At 64.2% G+C, this 17,404-nt stretch carries 17 protein-coding genes; 11 read left to right on the forward strand and 6 right to left on the reverse strand.

From position 1 onward, the window contains the following. Position 1 precedes the first annotated feature (1 nt). Together ANTHELSMS3_RS07320 and ANTHELSMS3_RS07325 are read left to right on the forward strand one after the other, a co-directional pair. Complete coding sequence (locus tag ANTHELSMS3_RS07320) at positions 2 to 562, forward strand: F0F1 ATP synthase subunit B (RefSeq protein ID WP_094034299.1); 561 nt, start codon at positions 2 to 4, stop codon at positions 560 to 562. Positions 563 to 697: 135 nt separating this feature from the next. Then, positions 698 to 1,507 carry a division plane positioning ATPase MipZ gene (locus ANTHELSMS3_RS07325; protein WP_094034300.1) on the forward strand — a complete coding sequence of 270 codons (810 nt, stop codon included), beginning with the start codon at positions 698 to 700 and terminating at the stop codon, positions 1,505 to 1,507. A gap of 70 nt (positions 1,508 to 1,577) precedes the next feature. Here the strand turns inward: ANTHELSMS3_RS07325 and ANTHELSMS3_RS07330 are convergent, their stop codons facing one another. Beyond that, complete coding sequence (locus tag ANTHELSMS3_RS07330; RefSeq protein ID WP_094034301.1) at positions 1,578 to 2,789, reverse strand: TsoY family (seleno)protein; 1,212 nt, start codon at positions 2,787 to 2,789, stop codon at positions 1,578 to 1,580. Positions 2,790 to 2,933: 144 nt separating this feature from the next. Between ANTHELSMS3_RS07330 and ANTHELSMS3_RS07335 the strand changes: the two genes are divergently transcribed. From ANTHELSMS3_RS07335 to ANTHELSMS3_RS07345, 3 genes are all read left to right on the forward strand, one after another. Next, positions 2,934 to 3,338 carry a hypothetical protein gene (locus ANTHELSMS3_RS07335; RefSeq protein WP_157733434.1) on the forward strand — a complete coding sequence of 135 codons (405 nt, stop codon included), beginning with the start codon at positions 2,934 to 2,936 and terminating at the stop codon, positions 3,336 to 3,338. A 116-nt stretch (positions 3,339 to 3,454) separates the two neighbouring features. After that, a complete protein-coding gene (gene smc / locus ANTHELSMS3_RS07340; RefSeq protein WP_094034303.1) occupies positions 3,455 to 6,910 on the forward strand; it encodes a chromosome segregation protein SMC in 3,456 nt (1,151 codons plus the stop codon). 246 nt (positions 6,911 to 7,156) lie between these two features. Next, entirely contained in the window at positions 7,157 to 7,999 is an 843-nt protein-coding gene (locus ANTHELSMS3_RS07345) for a DMT family transporter (RefSeq protein WP_094034304.1), read from the forward strand. 92 nt (positions 8,000 to 8,091) lie between these two features. On the opposite strand, the gene ANTHELSMS3_RS07350 is transcribed toward ANTHELSMS3_RS07345, so the two are convergent. After that, positions 8,092 to 8,532, reverse strand: coding sequence for an NUDIX domain-containing protein (locus tag ANTHELSMS3_RS07350; protein ID WP_094034305.1), 441 nt, complete (start codon positions 8,530 to 8,532; stop codon positions 8,092 to 8,094). A gap of 53 nt (positions 8,533 to 8,585) precedes the next feature. Between ANTHELSMS3_RS07350 and ANTHELSMS3_RS07355 the strand changes: the two genes are divergently transcribed. Next, positions 8,586 to 9,341: an alpha/beta fold hydrolase gene (locus ANTHELSMS3_RS07355; RefSeq protein WP_094036985.1), complete on the forward strand. Its 756-nt coding sequence runs from the start codon at positions 8,586 to 8,588 to the stop codon at positions 9,339 to 9,341. Next, entirely contained in the window at positions 9,331 to 10,476 is a 1,146-nt protein-coding gene (locus ANTHELSMS3_RS07360; RefSeq protein WP_094034306.1) for an alpha-D-ribose 1-methylphosphonate 5-triphosphate diphosphatase, read from the forward strand. The genes ANTHELSMS3_RS07355 and ANTHELSMS3_RS07360 overlap by 11 nt, the downstream gene beginning before the upstream one ends. A gap of 111 nt (positions 10,477 to 10,587) precedes the next feature. Here ANTHELSMS3_RS07360 and ANTHELSMS3_RS07365 read toward each other — a convergent pair whose 3' ends face one another. The 3 genes from ANTHELSMS3_RS07365 to ANTHELSMS3_RS07375 form a co-directional block, all read right to left on the reverse strand. Beyond that, complete coding sequence (locus ANTHELSMS3_RS07365; protein WP_094034307.1) at positions 10,588 to 11,661, reverse strand: 5-(carboxyamino)imidazole ribonucleotide synthase; 1,074 nt, start codon at positions 11,659 to 11,661, stop codon at positions 10,588 to 10,590. A gap of 35 nt (positions 11,662 to 11,696) precedes the next feature. Beyond that, entirely contained in the window at positions 11,697 to 12,185 is a 489-nt protein-coding gene (gene purE, locus ANTHELSMS3_RS07370) for a 5-(carboxyamino)imidazole ribonucleotide mutase (protein ID WP_094034308.1), read from the reverse strand. Positions 12,186 to 12,271: 86 nt separating this feature from the next. After that, on the reverse strand, positions 12,272 to 12,496 hold the full coding sequence (locus ANTHELSMS3_RS07375) for a YdcH family protein (protein ID WP_089276740.1): 225 nt from the start codon (positions 12,494 to 12,496) through the stop codon (positions 12,272 to 12,274). A 158-nt stretch (positions 12,497 to 12,654) separates the two neighbouring features. Here ANTHELSMS3_RS07375 and ANTHELSMS3_RS07380 point away from each other — a divergent pair, with 158 nt between their 5' ends. The 4 genes from ANTHELSMS3_RS07380 to ANTHELSMS3_RS07395 all read left to right on the forward strand — a co-directional run bounded on the left by ANTHELSMS3_RS07380 (position 12,655) and on the right by ANTHELSMS3_RS07395 (position 16,127). Continuing rightward, positions 12,655 to 13,065, forward strand: coding sequence for an Hsp20 family protein (locus ANTHELSMS3_RS07380; protein WP_089276739.1), 411 nt, complete (start codon positions 12,655 to 12,657; stop codon positions 13,063 to 13,065). A gap of 5 nt (positions 13,066 to 13,070) precedes the next feature. Then, positions 13,071 to 13,298, forward strand: coding sequence for a DUF1150 family protein (locus ANTHELSMS3_RS07385; protein WP_094034309.1), 228 nt, complete (start codon positions 13,071 to 13,073; stop codon positions 13,296 to 13,298). A 313-nt stretch (positions 13,299 to 13,611) separates the two neighbouring features. Next, positions 13,612 to 14,817, forward strand: coding sequence for a hypothetical protein (locus ANTHELSMS3_RS07390; protein ID WP_157733435.1), 1,206 nt, complete (start codon positions 13,612 to 13,614; stop codon positions 14,815 to 14,817). A gap of 89 nt (positions 14,818 to 14,906) precedes the next feature. After that, positions 14,907 to 16,127 (forward strand): peptidoglycan-binding domain-containing protein, encoded by a 1,221-nt coding sequence (locus tag ANTHELSMS3_RS07395; RefSeq protein WP_094034311.1) that lies wholly within the window; start codon positions 14,907 to 14,909, stop codon positions 16,125 to 16,127. Positions 16,128 to 16,142: 15 nt separating this feature from the next. Here ANTHELSMS3_RS07395 and ANTHELSMS3_RS07400 read toward each other — a convergent pair whose 3' ends face one another. Further along, on the reverse strand, positions 16,143 to 17,270 hold the full coding sequence (locus ANTHELSMS3_RS07400; protein WP_254694874.1) for a hypothetical protein: 1,128 nt from the start codon (positions 17,268 to 17,270) through the stop codon (positions 16,143 to 16,145). Positions 17,271 to 17,404: the final 134 nt, after the last annotated feature.

The following is a 17,404-nucleotide window of genomic DNA, read 5'->3' on the forward strand; positions in this document are numbered from 1 at the left end:
CATGAAGAGACTCATCCTTCCCGTTCTGGCCGCTCTGTCGGCCACACCTGCGGCGGCGGCCTCTGGCCCATTCTTTTCGCTGGGCAACACCGACTTCGTGGTGCTGCTGGGCTTTCTGCTGTTCATCGCGGTACTGATCTATTTCAAGGTGCCCGGCATGCTGGCTGGCTTGCTGGACAAGCGCGCCGAGGGCATTCAGGACGAACTGGACGAAGCCCGCCAGTTGCGCGAAGAGGCCCAGACCCTGCTTGCCAGCTATGAGCGCAAGCAGCGTGAGGTTCAGGCCCAGGCGGATCGCATTATTGCGCACGCCAAGCAGGAATCCGAACTGGCCGCCGAACAAGCCAAGGCAGAGATCGCCCAGTCGATCACCCGCCGCCTTGCCGCCGCCGAAAGCCAGATCGCCTCTGCCGAGGCAGCGGCCATCCGGGAGGTGCGCGACCGCGCCGCTTCCGTGGCGATTGCCGCCGCTCGTAGCGTTGTGGCAGAACAGATGACACCGGCCAGCGCTGGCAAGCTGATCGACGACGCTATTGCCGACGTGGGTGCCAAGCTGCACTGACGGCACGTCTCTGGAAGCAAGGCGAGGCCCGGCCACTGCGCCGGGCCTTGCGCGTTGCGGCTCTATTTCGGGCCACAGGCGTAGAAAACAGCGGACCACGGGTCAGCCGTGGCGCAACAGACAAGAGGCACAGGCGTGGCACATATCATCGTTGTCGGGAACGAAAAGGGCGGTGCGGGCAAGTCGACCATCGCGATGCATGTCGCAACTGCGTTGGCCCGCATGGATCACAGGGTCTGGACGCTGGACCTTGACCTGCGCCAGCAGAGCCTGGGCCGCTATCTGTCCAACCGCCGTGCGTGGTTGAAAAAGGAAGAGCGCGACTTGCCGTTGCCCGGTTACATGCAACTGCCAGAGGCTGACCCCGCCGCCGTTGCTGCCGGAGAGCAGGCGGCAGACAACAGGCTGAACCGCGCGGTGGCGGAGTTGGAAGAGAAATCCGACTTCATCATCATAGACTGCCCCGGATCTTACACCCGGCTGGCTCAGGTTGCGCATTCTCTGGCCGATACGCTGATCACGCCCTTGAATGACAGCTTTGTCGATTTCGACCTGTTGGCCCGGATCGAGGGCGACGGCGAAAAGATCCTTGGCCCGTCGGTTTATGCGGAAATGGTCTGGTCGGCGCGCCAGTTGCGCGCTCAGGCCGGTCTGTCGCCGATGGACTGGATTGTTCTGCGCAACCGGGTCGGGGCGCAACAGATGATCAACAAGGCCAAGATGGAAAAGGCGGTTGCCACTCTGGCCAAGCGGATCGGCTTTCGCGTCGGCCCGGGATTTTCCGAACGTGTGGTTTTCCGTGAGTTGTTTCCGCGCGGGCTGACCCTGTTGGACCTGCGCGACATCGGTGTCCGTAGCCTGAGTCTGTCGAACATCGCAGCGCGGCAAGAGGTGCGCGACCTGATCAAATCGCTGAAACTCCCCGGTGTTGAGGTCAATTTCTGACAGAACCGATAGAAAAGGGCGCGGGCCCAAAGGTCCGACCCTAGAAGCGGCCGGACAATCGGTGAGGTGTTTATTCCGGCGGAATGGCGGTTTCGGGGGTGTGGCCAAAGTGCTGGCGGTTCAAGCGTAGCACCAGCACGATGGCGACAACCTGTGAGGTGATGGCAAGCCCGGTCAGCTCCCAATAGGCTAGGTCGAATTTCGCAATCACATCTGCGGCGACCAGCCCCTTGTTGATGAAGAATTGCAGCATCACGGACAGCGCCACAAAGGGACAGACCAGCGCGTAGGATCCGGGCGACGTTCTGGTGCCCACCACGAAGTCATTGAAATAGCCCTGCGCCCTTAGAACGACCGCGCCCAGTCCCAGAAATGCAAGCTGGATGGCGATCAGGCGGGCCAGAAAGACCATGGTCTCACCGGCATTGGCGTGCGAGTCGTAGGTGGCGTGCAGCCCATGGTCCTGCCGCAGGAACATAATCCCCAGCACGGTGGCGATGGGCACGATTATCATCAGGGTCGGGCCTGCCTCGCGCGCGGTGCCGTGTTGCAGCATCGAGGCGAAGGCGGTGATCGCCGCGACAACTGTGTAGACGATGGCGATGGTGCCCAGAACGGTCGACATCACCATGGCGACACCCACGGTGGTGGGATTTGTGCTCATCGCGACCGGGGCGGAAAAACCGACGGCCACCATCGACACGGCAAAGGCCGGGGTGAGTTGCGCGAAGGAGTTATGGGCGGTCACGTCGAACAGCCCGCCCTTCGCCAGCACGCGGCCCAGAAAGACACCGATCAAACGGAAGGCCATGACAGCGATCAGCGCAAAGGCCACCATTGCCAGCGGAAACAGGTATTCGACCACGCTCCAGAGTTGGGGCACAAAGACCATCCCGAGGATGAAGCCGACGTTCACCGTCATGGCCAGCGCCAGCGGCATCGCCAGCAGGGTGGATTCCGCATTGGAGGTCCGCAGGGCGGCGTAGGCCGGGGTCTTGCGGAAGGCGCTGAAGGACTGGAGGTTCCAGATCAGGGACTTGATGTTGAGAAAGGCAAAGATGGCGATCCCGGCCATGGCAACCGCGATGGCGACCTGTATGGGCACTTCGCCATTGACCCAGGCGGCCGCGATATCCTTGAACACCGGGACCGGCTGTGTCGGGTGCGGCACCCAAAACATCAGAAACATGAAGAAGGTGACGACGATGCCGCCCGCCCCAAGGGAGCCAAGGAAATAGAGCGGCGAATAGGTGTCTGCGGGGCGATGTGCTGGTTGGACCATAATGGCCTCCTGTGACGTATAAAGAATTCCAATTGTGGAATGTAATATGAATTCAAAAAATAGAATGTAAAGGGAAATTTGTAATACATTGGTCGGTCGGGACAATCTTAACTCTTAGGTAACCAGTTTGCGGAAGGATCAGTCATGCGTTGGTTATCATGTGTTCTCCTCCTGCTTGGCCTCGCCGCATGTGATGCGGCGAGGCCGGGTTTCTACGGGGCAGAAACACAAGTACAGGAGGTTGAGGGGTCGCGTTTTACCTTGCGGTTTCAGGGCAACCTGGTCGAGGCAACGCGCACATCTCCTGAATGGTTGCCCCGGTTTGAGGATGTCACCCGCAAGGCCGGGATCGCCGCGCAGATCCAAAGCGGATGCCGCGCCGACTGGGTCGAAGGCGACCCTGCCATGATGTGGATCGGCCTGTCCTGCGACGGACGGCCCGCGCCCAAAAGGCCGCGACGGTCCAAAACGATCTACAGCGATATTGACGGTCTCTCCCAGCGGGCAGGCACCCATGCCGGGGCTCTCACCTGCCGCAAAGGACGTTAGTGACCCAATATCTTGTGGAGAAGTGGCAAAGGTCCGCCATATGAGCCACCGAATTCTTGACTCTCGACGCCTCGACAGAGCACGCTGAGGGTTCATCACGGAATCGGACCGGCACCTTGCGCTTTTCCAAAATAAGACTGACAGGCTTCAAGAGCTTTGTGGATCCGACGGATCTGATCATCAACCCCGGGCTGACCGGAGTGGTGGGGCCGAACGGCTGCGGAAAGTCCAACCTGCTGGAAGCGCTGCGCTGGGTCATGGGCGAAACCCGCGCCAAAGCGATGCGTGGCGGCGGGATGGAGGACGTGATCTTTGCCGGGGCCGCCTCGCGCCCAGCACGCAACTTTGCCGAGGTCAGCCTGCACATTGACAACGCAGACAGGCTGGCGCCCGCAGGCTTCAACGACAGCGATCATCTGGAAATCGTGCGCCGGATCACGCGGGACGTGGGGTCTGCCTACAAGGTCAACGCCAAGGATACGCGCGCACGCGACATTCAGATGCTGTTTGCCGATGCCGCCACCGGCGCGCATTCCCCCGCGCTGGTGCGGCAGGGGCAGATTTCGGAACTGATCAACGCCAAGCCCAAGAACCGCCGCAAGATCCTTGAGGATGCCGCCGGGATCGGTGGACTGTATCAGCGCCGCCATGAGGCTGAGCTAAAACTGAAAAGCACCGAAACCAACCTGCTGCGCGTCGATGATGTGGTCGAGCAACTGGCGGGGCAACTGTCACAACTGGCCAAACAGGCGCGGCAGGCGGCGCGGTATCGCGCCATCGGCACGGAACTGCGACAGGCCGAAGGGATGCTGCTGTACCGGCGCTGGCGCGAGGCGGATGAGGCGCGCGCCGTCGCAGATGCCGCGCTACGCGAGGCGGTGACAAAGGCCGCACAGGCCGAAACGGCGGCACGGACCGCGGAAAAGACGCGCAGCACTTTTGAAGACGCTTTGCCACCGCTGCGCGAGGAAGAAGCCATCGCCGCCGCTGTCCTCCAAAGGCTGATCGTCCAGCGCGACACCCTGGCCGGGCAGGAAAAGCAGGCGTTCGCCCGGATCGAGACCTTGCAGAACCGCATCGCCCAGTTGGTCCGCGACATGGACCGCGAGGCCGGGTTGAACCGCGACGCCGGTGAGACGATCGAACGGCTGGAATGGGAAGCGCGCGAGCTGCAAAAAGCCTCTGAAGGGCATGATGAGCGGCTGGCCGAAGCGCATGAAGCCGCGCGAGAGGCATCCAGCGTCTTGCAAGCGCGCGAAGCGGACCTTGAACAACAGACCGAAGATGTGGCCCGGCTGGCCGCGCGGCACCAGTCGGCGCAGCGCTTTCTTGCGGATTGTCGCAAGACGCTGGACCGGAATGAGGCCGACGCGGTGCGCGCACGCGCCATGGTGGAGACCGCGCGCGAGGCTCAGGCACTGTCGCGCGAATCGGCAGAACTGGCGCAGGACCGGCTGGAAGAGGCCCACGCGGCGGCCGAAGAGGCCGAGGATGCCCTGACAGAGGCCGAAACCGCCCGCACCGAAACGCAATCGCGTGAGGCCGAAGCCCGTGGAGAGCGGTCCGAAGCAGAGGGCCAGATGAATGCCCTGCGCGCCGAGGTGACGGCGCTGGCCCGGCTGCTGGACCGCGATACCGCCGAGGGCGGCCAGATCCTTGATCGGCTTCAGGTGGAGCAGGGGTACGAAAAGGCACTGGGGGCCGCGCTCGCCGACGATCTGCGCGCGCCCGAGGTCGAGGGCGACGGGCCGACCGGCTGGGTCGTACTGGCGTCCTACGATGACACGCAGCCCTTGCCCGAGGGTGCCAGCCCGTTGGCGGGGCATGTTTCTGTCCCCGACGTTCTGGCGCGCCGCCTCAGCCAGATCGGTCTTGTAGACGCCGAAGATGGGCCGCGCCTGCAAGCCTTGCTGAAACCGGGGCAGCGGCTGGTCACGCTGGAGGGTGATCTGTGGCGCTGGGACGGGTACCGGGCCTGGGCCGAGGATCAACCCTCGACCGCCGCACTGCGTTTGGAGCAGTTGAACCGACTGGAGGGGCTGAAACAGGAGATGGCAGCGGCTTCGGCCCGGCTCGACGGTACGCTGGCGGCACACGAGGCGCTGGTGGCGCAGTTGCGCGATCTGACAGAGGCGGACAAGACTGCGCGCCTTGCCCGCCGGACGGCGGATCAGGCGGTGGCCGATGCGGCCCGCGCGTTGAGCCGCGCAGAGGCAGAGCGCGACATGTCCGAGGGTAAGGTTGAAAGCGCTGCGCTGTCGGTCAAACGCTACGAGGATGAAGCCGGTGCCGCGCGCGGGCAATTGGCAGAGGCGCAGCGCGCGGTCGACACGCTGGACGATCTCGAAGAGGCGCGGGCGCAGGCCGAAGACGTCAAGATGACGGTCGAGGCGGCGCGCATGACCATGATGGCCAAACGGTCGGCCCATGACGAACTGCGCCGCGACGGTGACGCCCGAAAGGGGCGGTCACAGCAGGTCACCAAGGATCTGTCTGGTTGGCGGCATCGGCTTGAGACCGCCGAGAAACGCGCGACGGAACTGGCCGAACGCAAGGCCGATAGCGAAGCGGAACTGGCCGAGGCGCAGGACGTTCCCGGCGCGCTGGAGGATCAGCGCGGAGAGTTGACTGACGCGATGGAAGCCGCTGAGGCGCGCAAGGCAGAGGCCAGCGATGCGCTGTCGACCGCAGAGGGCGCGCTGCGTGAGGCCATCGCCACCGAGCGCGACGCAGAACGGCAAGCGGGCGATGCCCGTGAGGCCCGCGCCCGCGCCGAGGCCCGCGCCGAGGCGGCGCGCGAAACCGTGACAACGGCTGCAGCGCGGATTTTGGACGAAATGGACCTGTCCCCGGCGGCCTTGCTGACCCAGTTGGATACTGACCCGGACGAAATGCCAGCCTCTGACAAGGTCGAGGCCGAAGTGTCCCGTCTGAAACGCCAGCGGGATGCACTGGGCGCGGTGAACCTGCGCGCCGAGGAAGATGCCAAAGAGGTTCAGGACGAGCACGACACGCTGGTGTCGGAGAAATTGGACCTGGAAGAGGCGGTCAAGACGCTGCGCTCTGGCATCGCCAGCCTGAACCGCGAGGGGCGAGAGCGGCTGTTGACGGCGTTCGAGCAGGTGAACAGCAATTTTTCGATGTTGTTTACCCATCTGTTTGGCGGCGGCGAGGCCAGCCTGATGATGGTCGAAAGCGACGATCCTCTGGAGGCGGGACTGGAGATTATGTGCCAGCCGCCCGGCAAGAAACTGTCGACTTTGTCGCTGATGTCGGGCGGTGAGCAGACGCTGACCTGTCTGGCGCTGATCTTTGCGGTGTTCATGGCAAACCCCGCGCCGATCTGCGTGCTGGATGAGGTGGACGCGCCTTTGGACGATGCCAACGTCACACGTTTTTGCGACATGCTGGACGAGATGTGCCGCCGGACCGACACGCGGTTTCTGATCATCACGCACCACGCGGTGACGATGGCACGGATGGACCGTTTGTTTGGCGTGACGATGCAGGAGCAGGGGGTAAGCCAGTTGGTTTCGGTCGACCTCAAGCGCGCCGAGAGCCTGGTGGCCTGAGGGGGCGCTGCCCCCGTCTCCCTTCGGTCGCCCCCCGGGATATTTTGGGACAGAAGAAGCGGGGCGGATGCTCAAGTCCAGAGACGTCTTGGCGTGGTTTGGTGAGATTTGTCTATCGCGCGGGCGACATGGGTTTTCCAGCTTGGGTTTTTGCGTCATGTAGGGAGGCGCCTTGAGATATCTGGCGCGTTTTGGGTGCGGTTCTTTGAATGCCCCAGTGGTTTCAATCCTGGCCCGAGTATTCTGATGCGTCTCCTTCTTCTGATCGCGATGACCATGGTGGCCTTTGCCGCCAACTCCGTCTTGAACCGGGCCGCGCTGGCGGCGGGTGGGATTGATGCGGTGAGCTTTGGGACCATCCGTTTGTGGTCGGGTGCGGTGGTGCTGGTTTTGCTGGGTTTGGCGCTGCGCGGGCGGGTGGTGCTGGGCGGTCCGGGCCGGGTGGCCGGGGTGTTGGGGCTGGTTCTGTATATATACGGGTTTTCGGTGGCCTATGTCGCGTTGGACGCGGGGTTGGGGGCGCTGATCCTGTTCGGGACCGTGCAGGTGACGATGTTTGGCGGCAGCCTGATCGAGGGCGAGCGGCCTCCGGTGCTGCGCTGGATGGGGGCCGTGATGGCCTTTGGCGGGCTGATCTGGCTGCTTTGGCCCGGTGGCGGGCTGGAGCTGAGTCTGGTGCATGGCGCGGCCATGGTGCTGGCCGGGCTGGGGTGGGGGATCTATTCGCTGGCCGGGCGGCGGGCGAGTGATCCGCTGCTGGCGACGGGGGCGAATTTTGTCTTGGCCGCGCCGATCGGGTTCCTGTTGGGGCTGGCCCTGCCGGTCAGTCCCGAGGCGATGGCGCCGGAGGTGTCGGGCATCGTTTTGGCAGTGATTTCGGGGGCTGTGACCTCGGGGTTGGGCTATGCGTTGTGGTATCATGTGTTGCCTCAGGTGACGGGCAGTATCGCGGCTGTGGCGCAGCTGACCGTGCCGGTCATTGCGATGGCCGGCGGCATGGTTTTTCTGGGTGAGGCGTTGACGGCGGATTTTGTGGTGGCGTCCATGGTCGTGCTGGGCGGCGTCGCGCTGTCGGTGCTGCGCAGATAGGGTGCCCACGCGTGGACAGGGGGCTGCCCGTTACAGATCAATGGGTTACAGCGATGATTTTATCATTTGTTAGGATTTGGGCCCGCTGAGACCTAACGCATGATCGGTTCCAGCGCATCGTAGATAAGGCCGGTTCCCCACGCCACGTCGGGCAGGCTGGAGGGTTTGAGGCGCAGCTTGGCGACCTCTGTCCGAGTAAAAAAGCGGCGGGTGTGAACGATGCCCTCTGGGTCTTGCCAGAGGTCGGACAGCGCCCCTGCGGTGATTGTGGCGCGAAAGAACACCTCGACCTGATGGAAGCGGCCCTTGGGGTCGTGAAATTCGTTAATGAGGCAGGGCGCGCCGACCGCGATGGTCAGGCCGGTTTCCTCAAACACCTCACGGATCAGGTTGTCCGGCAGGCTGGCGTGCCGTTCCGCACCGCCACCAGGCGCACACCACAGATCGGATTGCACATCGCGCCACGCGTTGACCAGCAAGAGCCGGTCCTCATGCAGGATCACGGCGCGGGTGGCGATGCGGGGGCTGGGCATTGGACGCTCCTTTGGTCCTTTTCTACGGGCTGGACCGGCGCTATGCCAGCGGCATGAAATGGTTTTTGTTTTCACTCCTGACCCTGCTCCCCGTCGCGGCACGTGCCGGGGACTGTGTGATCCTGTTGCACGGACTGGCGCGGACGGAGCATTCGATGGCGGTTCTGGGGTTGGTTCTGGAGTCGCGGGGGCACCGGGTGATCACGCCGGGCTATGCGTCGACGTCGGACCGGGTCGAGCAGTTGGCCAACGAGACGCTGCCTGATGCGGTGGCGGAATGCGGTGCGCAGAGGGTGCATTTTGTCACCCATTCCATGGGCGGAATCCTGTTGCGGTACTGGTTGCAGGATCATCGGCCAGAGCATTTGGGCCGGGTGGTGATGATGGGGCCGCCCAATGGTGGCAGCGAGCTGGTCGACGTGATGGGCGGCTGGGAGATATTCGAGTGGTACAACGGGCCAGCGGGTCTGCAACTGGGCACCGGGCCGAACAGTCTGGCCGCGCGGCTGCCGCCGGTGGATTTTCCGCTGGGGGTGATTGCGGGATCGCGGACGCTGAACCTTGTGACCAGTTCGATGTTGCCGGGGCAGGATGATGGCAAGGTCTCTGTCGCCTCGACCCGGGTGGTGGGGATGCGCGATCATATCGTTTTGCCGGTCACGCATACGTTCATGATGCAAGCGCCCGAGGCGATGGTGCAGGTGGTGCTGTTCCTTGAGCAGGGCCATTTCGACAGTGATGTGGATTGGCGCGTCCTGCTGGACGAGGCCCTGCTGTCCTGTCTGTTGGGGGATTGCGATGTCGATTGAACTGGACCTGTACGGCGCGCGGGTGATGCGACCGGGCGGCTGGGACGCGGCGTCATTGTCGCTGGCGGGCGGTGTGATTGTGGATGGCTCTGTCGGGCGTGCTGTCGATCTGACGGGCTATGATCTGCTGCCGGGAATTGTCGACGTGCATGGCGACGGGTTCGAGCGGCACATGGCCCCGCGCCGGGGCGCGTTGCGCGAGCGGGATTCGGGCATGGTGGCCGTGGCCGCCGAATTGGCGGCCTGCGGCATCACCACCGCCGTGCTGGCGCAGTTCTGGTCATGGGAAGGCGGGATGCGCGGGCCGGAGTTTGCGCAGGAGGTCTTTGCCGCCGTGGATGCGGTGGCCCCGACTGTGCCGGTGGATCTGCGGGTGCAGATGCGGCTGGAGACCCATTTTACCGAGAGTTTCGCCGAGGCAGAGGCGGCGCTGGACCGCTGGGGCATCGGTTATGTGGTGTTCAACGATCACCTGCCGCACAAGCGGCTGGCCGAGGGGCGCACGCCGCCGCGCCTGACCGGGCAGGCGCTGAAATCGGGGCGCAGCCCGGAGACGCATCTGGCGCTGATGCAGCGGTTGCATGCGGCGGGGGCCGAGGTGCCGGAGGCGTTGGACGCGTTTTGTGCGCGGCTGGCGGCAAAGGGCGTGCGGATGGGCAGTCATGATGACCAGACGTCCGAGGGCCGGGCCGAGTGGCGACGGCGCGGGGTGTTTGTGTCCGAGTTTCCCGAGACGTTGGAGGCGGCGCAGGCGGCGCGGGACGCAGGCGAGCCTGTGGTATTGGGCGCGCCGAATGTGGTGCGCGGGGCCAGCCATGCGGGCAATGTCTCGGCCTTGGAGTTGATTGGGGCGGGGCTGTGCGATGCGTTGGCTTCGGACTATCACTATCCGTCGCCTGCGCGGGCGGCGTGGCGCTGTGTGGAACTGGGCCTGATGGACGAGGCGGCGGCCTGGCAATTGGTGTCCGAGGGGCCGGCGCGGGTGCTGGGCCTGACGGATCGCGGGCGGCTGGAGCCCGGGTTGCGGGCCGATGTGGTGGTGATGGAGCGGGAGACGCGGCGCATCGCGGCGGTGATCGCGGGCGGGCAGGTGGCGTATATGAGCGGACCTGTGGCGGGGCGTTTCATCGCCTAGCGGGGCGCTGCCGCGCACAGGGTGGTTTGCGTTCAGGCCACGCAGGCCTTGAGGAGGGCGCTGCCCTCCTCAAACTCCACCCGGGGTTTTTTACAGAGAAGAAACCGGGGGTCAGGTCTGCGGTGTCAGAAAGTTCGCGTGGCCCATTTTGCGGCCCGGTTTGGTGTCAGATTTGCCGTAGAGGTGCAGGGCACAGGTGGGGTCGGCGGCGAGGGATGGGACGCGGTCCATTTCGTCGCCGATGAGGTTTTCCATCCGGATGTCGCTGTGGCGGCTGCCGTCGCCCAGCGGCCAGCCTGCGACGGCGCGGATGTGCTGTTCGAACTGGTCGGTCATGCAGCCGTTTTGCGTCCAGTGGCCCGAGTTGTGCACGCGGGGGGCGATTTCGTTGATCAAGAGGCCGGCGGGGGTGACGAAAAACTCGACGCCGAGGACGCCGACATAGTCGAGCGCGTTCAGGATGCGGCCTGCAGTGAGCACGGCGTCGGTGAGGGTGCGGTTGGGCAGCGGGGCGGGTACGGTGGTGGTGCGCAGGATGCCGTCCTGATGGACGTTCTGGCCGGGATCGAAGGCGGCGACGCGACCGTCGGTGCCGCGGGCGGCGATGACCGAGATTTCGGCGGTGAAGTCGACGAAGCCCTCTAGCACGGCGGGGGCGCCTTGCAGGTCTGTCAGGGCCTTTGAGGCGTCGGCGGGGGAGGTCAGGCGGGCCTGTCCCTTGCCGTCATAGCCGAAGCGGCGGGTTTTCAGGATCGAGGGGGTGCCGATGGTGTCGATGGCTTGGGCGAGGCTGTCGGCGTCGTCCACCGGGGCGAAGGGGGCGATTTGCAGGCCGAGGTCTTGGAGAAAGGTCTTTTCGGTCAGGCGGTCCTGACTGATGCGCAGCGCCTCGCGGCCCGGGTGGATGGGGCGGAGGGTTTCGAGGATGTCGAGCGCTGTGGTCGGGATGTTTTCGAACTCATAGGTGATGACGTCGACTGAATTGGCAAAGCGTTCCAGCGCCTTGGTGTCGTCGTAGTCGGCCTGAATGTGGTGGTTGGCGACATGGGAGGCGGGGCAGTCTGCGCCCGGCTCATAGATACAGGTCTTGAAGCCGAGGCGGCTGGCGGCGACCGAGAGCATGCGGCCAAGTTGGCCACCGCCAAGGATGCCGATGGTGCTGCCGGGGAGGAGGGGGGCGGTCATGGGCGTACCTGCGTTTTGGGCGTTGGGTCTGTGGGTCAGTCGCGGGTTGGTTCCTCGGCGATGGAGGCCGAGAGGTCGGTGCGCCATTGGTCGAGGCGGGTGGCCAGCGCGGAATCCTGCAGGGCGAGGATTCCGGCGGCCATGAGGCCCGCGTTTTTCGCGCCCGCCGCGCCGATGGCCATGGTGGCGACGGGAAAGCCGCGTGGCATCTGGAGGATGGAATAGAGGCTGTCGACACCGTTGAGAGCGCGGGTCTGGACAGGGACGCCGACCACCGGCACGCGGGTCTTGGAGGCCATCATGCCGGGCAGGTGCGCCGCGCCGCCTGCGCCTGCGATGATGACGTGCAGGCCGCGATCGACGGCCGTCTTGCCGTAGTCCCAGAGCCGATCCGGGGTGCGGTGGGCCGAAACGATGCGCGTCTCATATGGAACGCCGAGTTCGTCGAGAACGTCGGCGGCCTCGACCATTGTGGGCCAGTCCGACTGACTGCCCATGATGATGCCGACCTTGGGGCTGTCCATCTGTGCCTCCGCGTTGGGAAGGTTGCGTTATACGGGATGCGGAGGGGGGTGCAATGGGGTCGATCCGGGGGGAGCGATTCGGGCTTTCAGGCGATGATGTCCGGCAACAGCCGGTCTTCGATGATGGCAATCTTGTCCTTGAGCTTGAGCTTTTTCTTTTTCAGCCGTTGCAGGGTCAGTTGGTCGGCGGTGCCGGTTTGTTGCAGTGCACGGATGGCGTCGTCGAGATCGCGGTGTTCGCGGCGGAACACCTCAAGCTCGACCCGCAGGACGTCGTCGTTTTTCATCGAGATGTCGGTGGGCGCGTTCATGTGGCAATTCCCCTGTCAGTCGTCCGGCCCACACGATAGCTGTTCGAATGCTTTGCGCAAAGCCCCTTGCGCGTTTTGAGCCGGGTGCCCATATTTCGGAGGTGCGGTTGCCTATCGTGGGGCCGCGCGTGACGGTCGCTTGTGCAAAGGACGTGTCGATGAGCAAACTGACCTTGGGATCGTATCCCCATATGCTTGGCTTTGAACAGCTGGAGCGCCTGCTGGAACGCACGGCGAAGACCAGCGAGGGCTATCCGCCTTTCAATATCGAGCAGACCTCGGATCATTCGTACCGCATCACGCTGGCCGTGGCCGGGTTTTGTGAGGACGATCTGTCGATCACCGTGGAGGACCGGCAACTGGTCATTCGCGGCCGTCAGGTCGATGACGGGTCCGAACGCATCTTCCTGCATCGCGGAATCGCCGCGCGCCAGTTCCAGCGCTCTTTCGTGCTGGCCGAGGGTGTCGAGGTGGGCGAGGCGGTCATGGAAAATGGGTTACTGCACGTCGATCTGACCATGACGCGGCCAGAGACTGTGGTGCAAACGATCAGCATAAGAAAAGGGTGAGTTCGATGCATGCCAAGTATGATTTTGACAAGCTGGTCGCAGGCAAGACCGTTTATGTGCGCCCGGTGAAAACCGCCGACCTGCCGGACGACCTGCGCGAACAGGTGGCCGGGCAGGACACGCTGTATGCGGTGCACCGTGCCGATGGCGAGCGTCTGGCGCTGGTCAAGGACCGCTCTTTGGCCTTTGTGCTGGCGCGCCAGAACGATCTGGCACCGGTGACGGTTCACTGAGGGTGTGAGCCTGTATTAAGGTGAGAGGGAGCGCTGCCCCCGTCTTCCTTCGGTCGACTCCCCCGGGATATTTTTGGACAAAAGAAGCTGCGGCGTTGGCGGCAGGGATGTGGAATCATCGCGGGCCGCTGATGTAACTTGCGGGCGGTGGAAGTGATCCTTGTTGCCGGTGGCAAGTGTGTGCCGGGCCGGTGTCTTGGCAAGAATCCCGATGCCTCAAGGGTTTGGGGTAAGGCGGAGTGGCGCGGTCTTGACAGACTGTGCGCCGCCGGGCGTCACTGGGTGGATTGCAGTCAGCAGATTGGAGTCCCGGATGCCAAGATGGGGAGCGGCCGCATTGGCGGTAGTGTGCCTTTTGCTGCCCGCCTTGCGGGCCGAGGCGGGCGACGTGCATGTGGCCTGTGTGCAGGGGCAATTGGCGGCGCTGGGGCAGGATCCGGGGCCGGTGGACGGGGTGAGCGGGCCGCGCACTCGCGCAGCCTTGGGCACCTATGTGGACAGTCTGGACGAGGCCCGGCGTGGGGTGTTTGACGCCCTGCCGAGGTTTGATGCCCGCAGTTCTGTCGGATGGTGCCGCGAGATCGGGTTGAGCGCTCCGGAGGCGGCGCCGCTGATGCCCTCGGCCACGCCGCCGCAGATCTTTGTCGGGCCGGATGTGCATCCCGAGATCGCCGACCATGTCATGACCGCCTTTCTGGAGGCGGAGGCGTTTCTGTATCGCCGGTATGGCGTGCAGGTCGCCAGTCAGGTCAAGATCATCGTCGCCACCAATGCCGAAAGCTGGCAGCGGTTGGTGCAAGAGGCGGGCACGATGGAGTTGCAGGCTTGGGCCGATGTGCGGGCGCGGGCGCGGCGTGATTGCGAGACAGAATTCGGGCTGGGGGCCAGCGCCTCTCGCGATGGGTTGTCGTTCTGCGGCACCACGCTGGCGTTGCGGACCCCGGCGCTGGGCGAGTTGTACCGGATGGTCCTGTCGGTGACGATGACGCATGAGGTGGTGCACAACGTCCAGCGCGAGTTGAGTTTTGACAAGGTGCCGCGCTGGGTCAACGACCCCGACAGCGTGCGGCCGCGCATGGGGCCTGCGTGGATGGTCGAAGGGTCGGCGCAGGTGATCGAACAGGCCTTTATGGAGGAGAAATTCGGGCGGTTTGTGCCCGGACTGCACGCCATGCGCACGCTGGCGGCGGGGTCGGATCTGACCCTGCACCAGATCCGGCTGGCGGGCGAGGTGCGCGAGGCGGCGGCCTATGACGTGTCGGCGTATGGAGTGGCGATGCTGGTAGAGCGGTATGGCGAAGAGACGTTGTTCCGGTTTTGGCGTGTCGTGGGGCAAACCGACAATTGGTTCACCGCCTTTGAGCAGGTCTACGGCATGACGGTCGAGGAGTTCGAGGCGCTGTATACCACGCTGCGCGATGACCAGATGGCGCAGAGGGAGTTTCTGGCAGACCGGGATATGAATGGCGATCAGATCCTTGCCCACCGCCCGCTGACGGAGGCGGAACTGGGCCGGTGATGGGCCGTTCAGGGTAGGATTCCCCTGACTTGCCGCGCGGATCGTCTGTTCCTAGGTTTGGTGCCATGTAGCATCAGGGGGCCGAACCCATGACGATCACACGATTGATATCAGCGCTTGCCCTGTGTCTGGGGGCAACTGCGGGGGTCGCGCAGGCCTCTGATACACATGTGACCTGTGTGCAGCAGCAATTGGCGCGGCTGGGGCTGGACCCCGGCGCGGCGGATGGAGTCACGCGGGTGCAGACGCGTCGCGCAGTGGCGGAGTTTGTGCAGCGGCTGGAGGGTGACGCGGTTCATGCGGTGTTTGACGCGCTGCCGGAGTTTTCAGAGCGTGCGGCGGTAGGCTGGTGCCGTGAGATCGGCTCTTATGCGCCACAGGCGGCAGAGGTCATGCCCTCGGCAGAGCCGCCGCTGATCCTGACCAAGGACAGTATCTCGCCCGAGATCCGTGGCTATATCGAACGCTCTTACGAGGAAGCGCGGCAGACCTTTGCGCAGGATTTCGGCATCGCCACTGCCAGCAAGCCGGTGCTGATCGTGGCCTTTGGCCGGGACGATCTGGAAGACCTGTTGCGCGTGTCGGTGCCGGGGATCGACGATCTGTCGCCTGCGGCGGCGGAAGAGACGGCAGACGATATGTGCGTCGGGGTCGAGCGGGTGATGGGCAGCGCCTATCGCAACCGGATCGCGCTGTGCATGCCGTCTGGGGATCTGGACAGAATTACCTCCTACGAGATCTGGCAGGGGCGCTATCAATATGTGATGCTGCATGAATACATGCACCATGTTCAGCGCGAGATGAGCTATGACAAGGTGCCCGATGACGGGTTCGGACGCCGCCCCATGGGGCCGTCGTGGATGGTCGAAGGCAGCGCCTATCTGGCGCAGATAAAATCGCGCGAGGGGCCCACGCGAGAGGTGTCGGTGCCGATGCTGGTGTCGCTGCGGGCGCGCGATGCCGAGGATCCGGTCCGGCTTGATTTCATTCGCAAGAAGCAATCTGTGCGCAGTGACGCGGAATACTCTGCCTCGAACCTTGCTGTGGCGCTGTTGGCGCTGCGATTTGGTGAGGACCACATGGTCGCCTTCTGGCGTGCGACGGGCGAAGAAGATGATTGGCACGCCGCGTTTGAGGCGGTTTATGACATGCGGCTGGAAGACTTCGAAGAGCTGTTCGAGGACATGCGCCACGATCTGACAAAACTGGTGAAATTCGCCCGTGCCGAGGCCCCGTATGGGCCGGACGTGCTGCGCGTCGGATCGCGCGGGCCGAATCGGTTGGGCCATGGCGCGCGGGTACGGGGATAGACGCGGGCGGCGGGGTTACCCCGTGCCAAAACGCAGCAACCGGACCTCGCCCGTTGCGATCTGCAGCGCGTAGAGGCGATATTGGGCGCTGGCCCGGTCCGGGCCGTCATCGCCAACGCGCGCCTCGATCAGCAGCCATCCGTCGCTGAACACGCGCGGTATCAGCGGCGGCCCGTGTTCGTTGCCATAGTCGAACAGGTCGGTCAGCCCGGGAAACCCCGTGATTGGAATAAATGCCGAAGCGCGGTGCCCGTCCAATCCGAAGACCCGGATGTCGCCGGGTCGGGAAAACGCACCGGTCAGGACCAGTTGGCGGGTGTCCGCGTCATACAGCAGCCCTGCGGCGTCGTATTCGTCCAGACTGGTCACCACTGTCCAGACCCCGGTCCGTACATCGACGGAATACAGATACCCCTCGGCCCCGATCGTAATGCAATAGATCACCTGAGAGGTGGGGTCATAGACGCCTGCGACCGGCAAGAGTATCTCGGGGACATCGGGAGTCACCGGAAACCGCCGAGGGCCGGATGGGCCGGTCAGGGTGATCCCGCCTGCGTCGAACGCCACGTCAAATTCCGTGTCATCGTCGTCAGTGTCGATCCAGGTGCGGATGTCTGGCGAGAGGTCGTCATAGCCCCGCAGGAATTGCGGCAGGTAATTCCGCGCAAGAGCGGCGGTTGTCGTGTCGATGTGATCGACCGTGAGCGGGTGCTGATTTGCCTTGTGCGCCGCCTGAAAGCTGCTGATGTGGTCGGTGCCGAACCTGTCCGCCACAGCGTCGACCAGCCCGCGGAACTTGCGCCCCGAGGGGCGATAGACCAGTGGCAGTCCTGTGACCTGCACCCCGACCATCGGAATCCCGGTCAGGGACACCTTGCTGTCTTGCGCGGATGGGCCGCTACGGATGATGTCGCTGATGATGGTCCCGGCTGTTGTTTCGATCTGCCAGTGAAGGACGCCACCATCCAGCAATACGAGGCTGATGTCGTGACCCGGACGATCCACCCGCACGCGGGCCTCTGGCAGGGCATAGTAATTGTCGGTCTGATGGCCCCGGCCAACGGCAACAACATGCACCTCGCGCTCGGCCAGAACCGGGGCGGCAAGTCCGAAAAGCAAAAGGACGAGGCCGAGCTTGTACACTGTGACCCCCCGGCATCTGGTGCCGCGATTGACCGCCAGACCGGTTGCGGGCTGACGAAAACGGGTATGAGGCAAAGTGTACTGCCGCCGGCGGATTGAGTCGAGGCTGGTGGTTTCGGGGGAGTGCGGATCAA

This window comes from Antarctobacter heliothermus (assembly GCF_002237555.1).
Classification (GTDB): domain Bacteria; phylum Pseudomonadota; class Alphaproteobacteria; order Rhodobacterales; family Rhodobacteraceae; genus Antarctobacter; species Antarctobacter heliothermus_B.

What these genes read in the sequence shown, in the direction of transcription:
- ANTHELSMS3_RS07320 (WP_094034299.1), top strand. Translation starts at nt 2, where the DNA reads ATGAAGAGACTCATCCTTCCCGTTCTGGCCGCTCTGTCGGCCACACCT.
- ANTHELSMS3_RS07330 (WP_094034301.1), bottom strand. Translation starts at nt 2,789, where the DNA reads ATGGTCCAACCAGCACATCGCCCCGCAGACACCTATTCGCCGCTCTAT.
- ANTHELSMS3_RS07335 (WP_157733434.1), top strand. Translation starts at nt 2,934, where the DNA reads ATGCGTTGGTTATCATGTGTTCTCCTCCTGCTTGGCCTCGCCGCATGT.
- ANTHELSMS3_RS07345 (WP_094034304.1), top strand. Translation starts at nt 7,157, where the DNA reads ATGCGTCTCCTTCTTCTGATCGCGATGACCATGGTGGCCTTTGCCGCC.
- ANTHELSMS3_RS07350 (WP_094034305.1), bottom strand. Translation starts at nt 8,532, where the DNA reads ATGCCCAGCCCCCGCATCGCCACCCGCGCCGTGATCCTGCATGAGGAC.
- ANTHELSMS3_RS07355 (WP_094036985.1), top strand. Translation starts at nt 8,586, where the DNA reads ATGAAATGGTTTTTGTTTTCACTCCTGACCCTGCTCCCCGTCGCGGCA.
- ANTHELSMS3_RS07360 (WP_094034306.1), top strand. Translation starts at nt 9,331, where the DNA reads ATGTCGATTGAACTGGACCTGTACGGCGCGCGGGTGATGCGACCGGGC.
- ANTHELSMS3_RS07365 (WP_094034307.1), bottom strand. Translation starts at nt 11,661, where the DNA reads ATGACCGCCCCCCTCCTCCCCGGCAGCACCATCGGCATCCTTGGCGGT.
- purE (WP_094034308.1), bottom strand. Translation starts at nt 12,185, where the DNA reads ATGGACAGCCCCAAGGTCGGCATCATCATGGGCAGTCAGTCGGACTGG.
- ANTHELSMS3_RS07375 (WP_089276740.1), bottom strand. Translation starts at nt 12,496, where the DNA reads ATGAACGCGCCCACCGACATCTCGATGAAAAACGACGACGTCCTGCGG.
- ANTHELSMS3_RS07380 (WP_089276739.1), top strand. Translation starts at nt 12,655, where the DNA reads ATGAGCAAACTGACCTTGGGATCGTATCCCCATATGCTTGGCTTTGAA.
- ANTHELSMS3_RS07385 (WP_094034309.1), top strand. Translation starts at nt 13,071, where the DNA reads ATGCATGCCAAGTATGATTTTGACAAGCTGGTCGCAGGCAAGACCGTT.
- ANTHELSMS3_RS07390 (WP_157733435.1), top strand. Translation starts at nt 13,612, where the DNA reads ATGCCAAGATGGGGAGCGGCCGCATTGGCGGTAGTGTGCCTTTTGCTG.
- ANTHELSMS3_RS07395 (WP_094034311.1), top strand. Translation starts at nt 14,907, where the DNA reads ATGACGATCACACGATTGATATCAGCGCTTGCCCTGTGTCTGGGGGCA.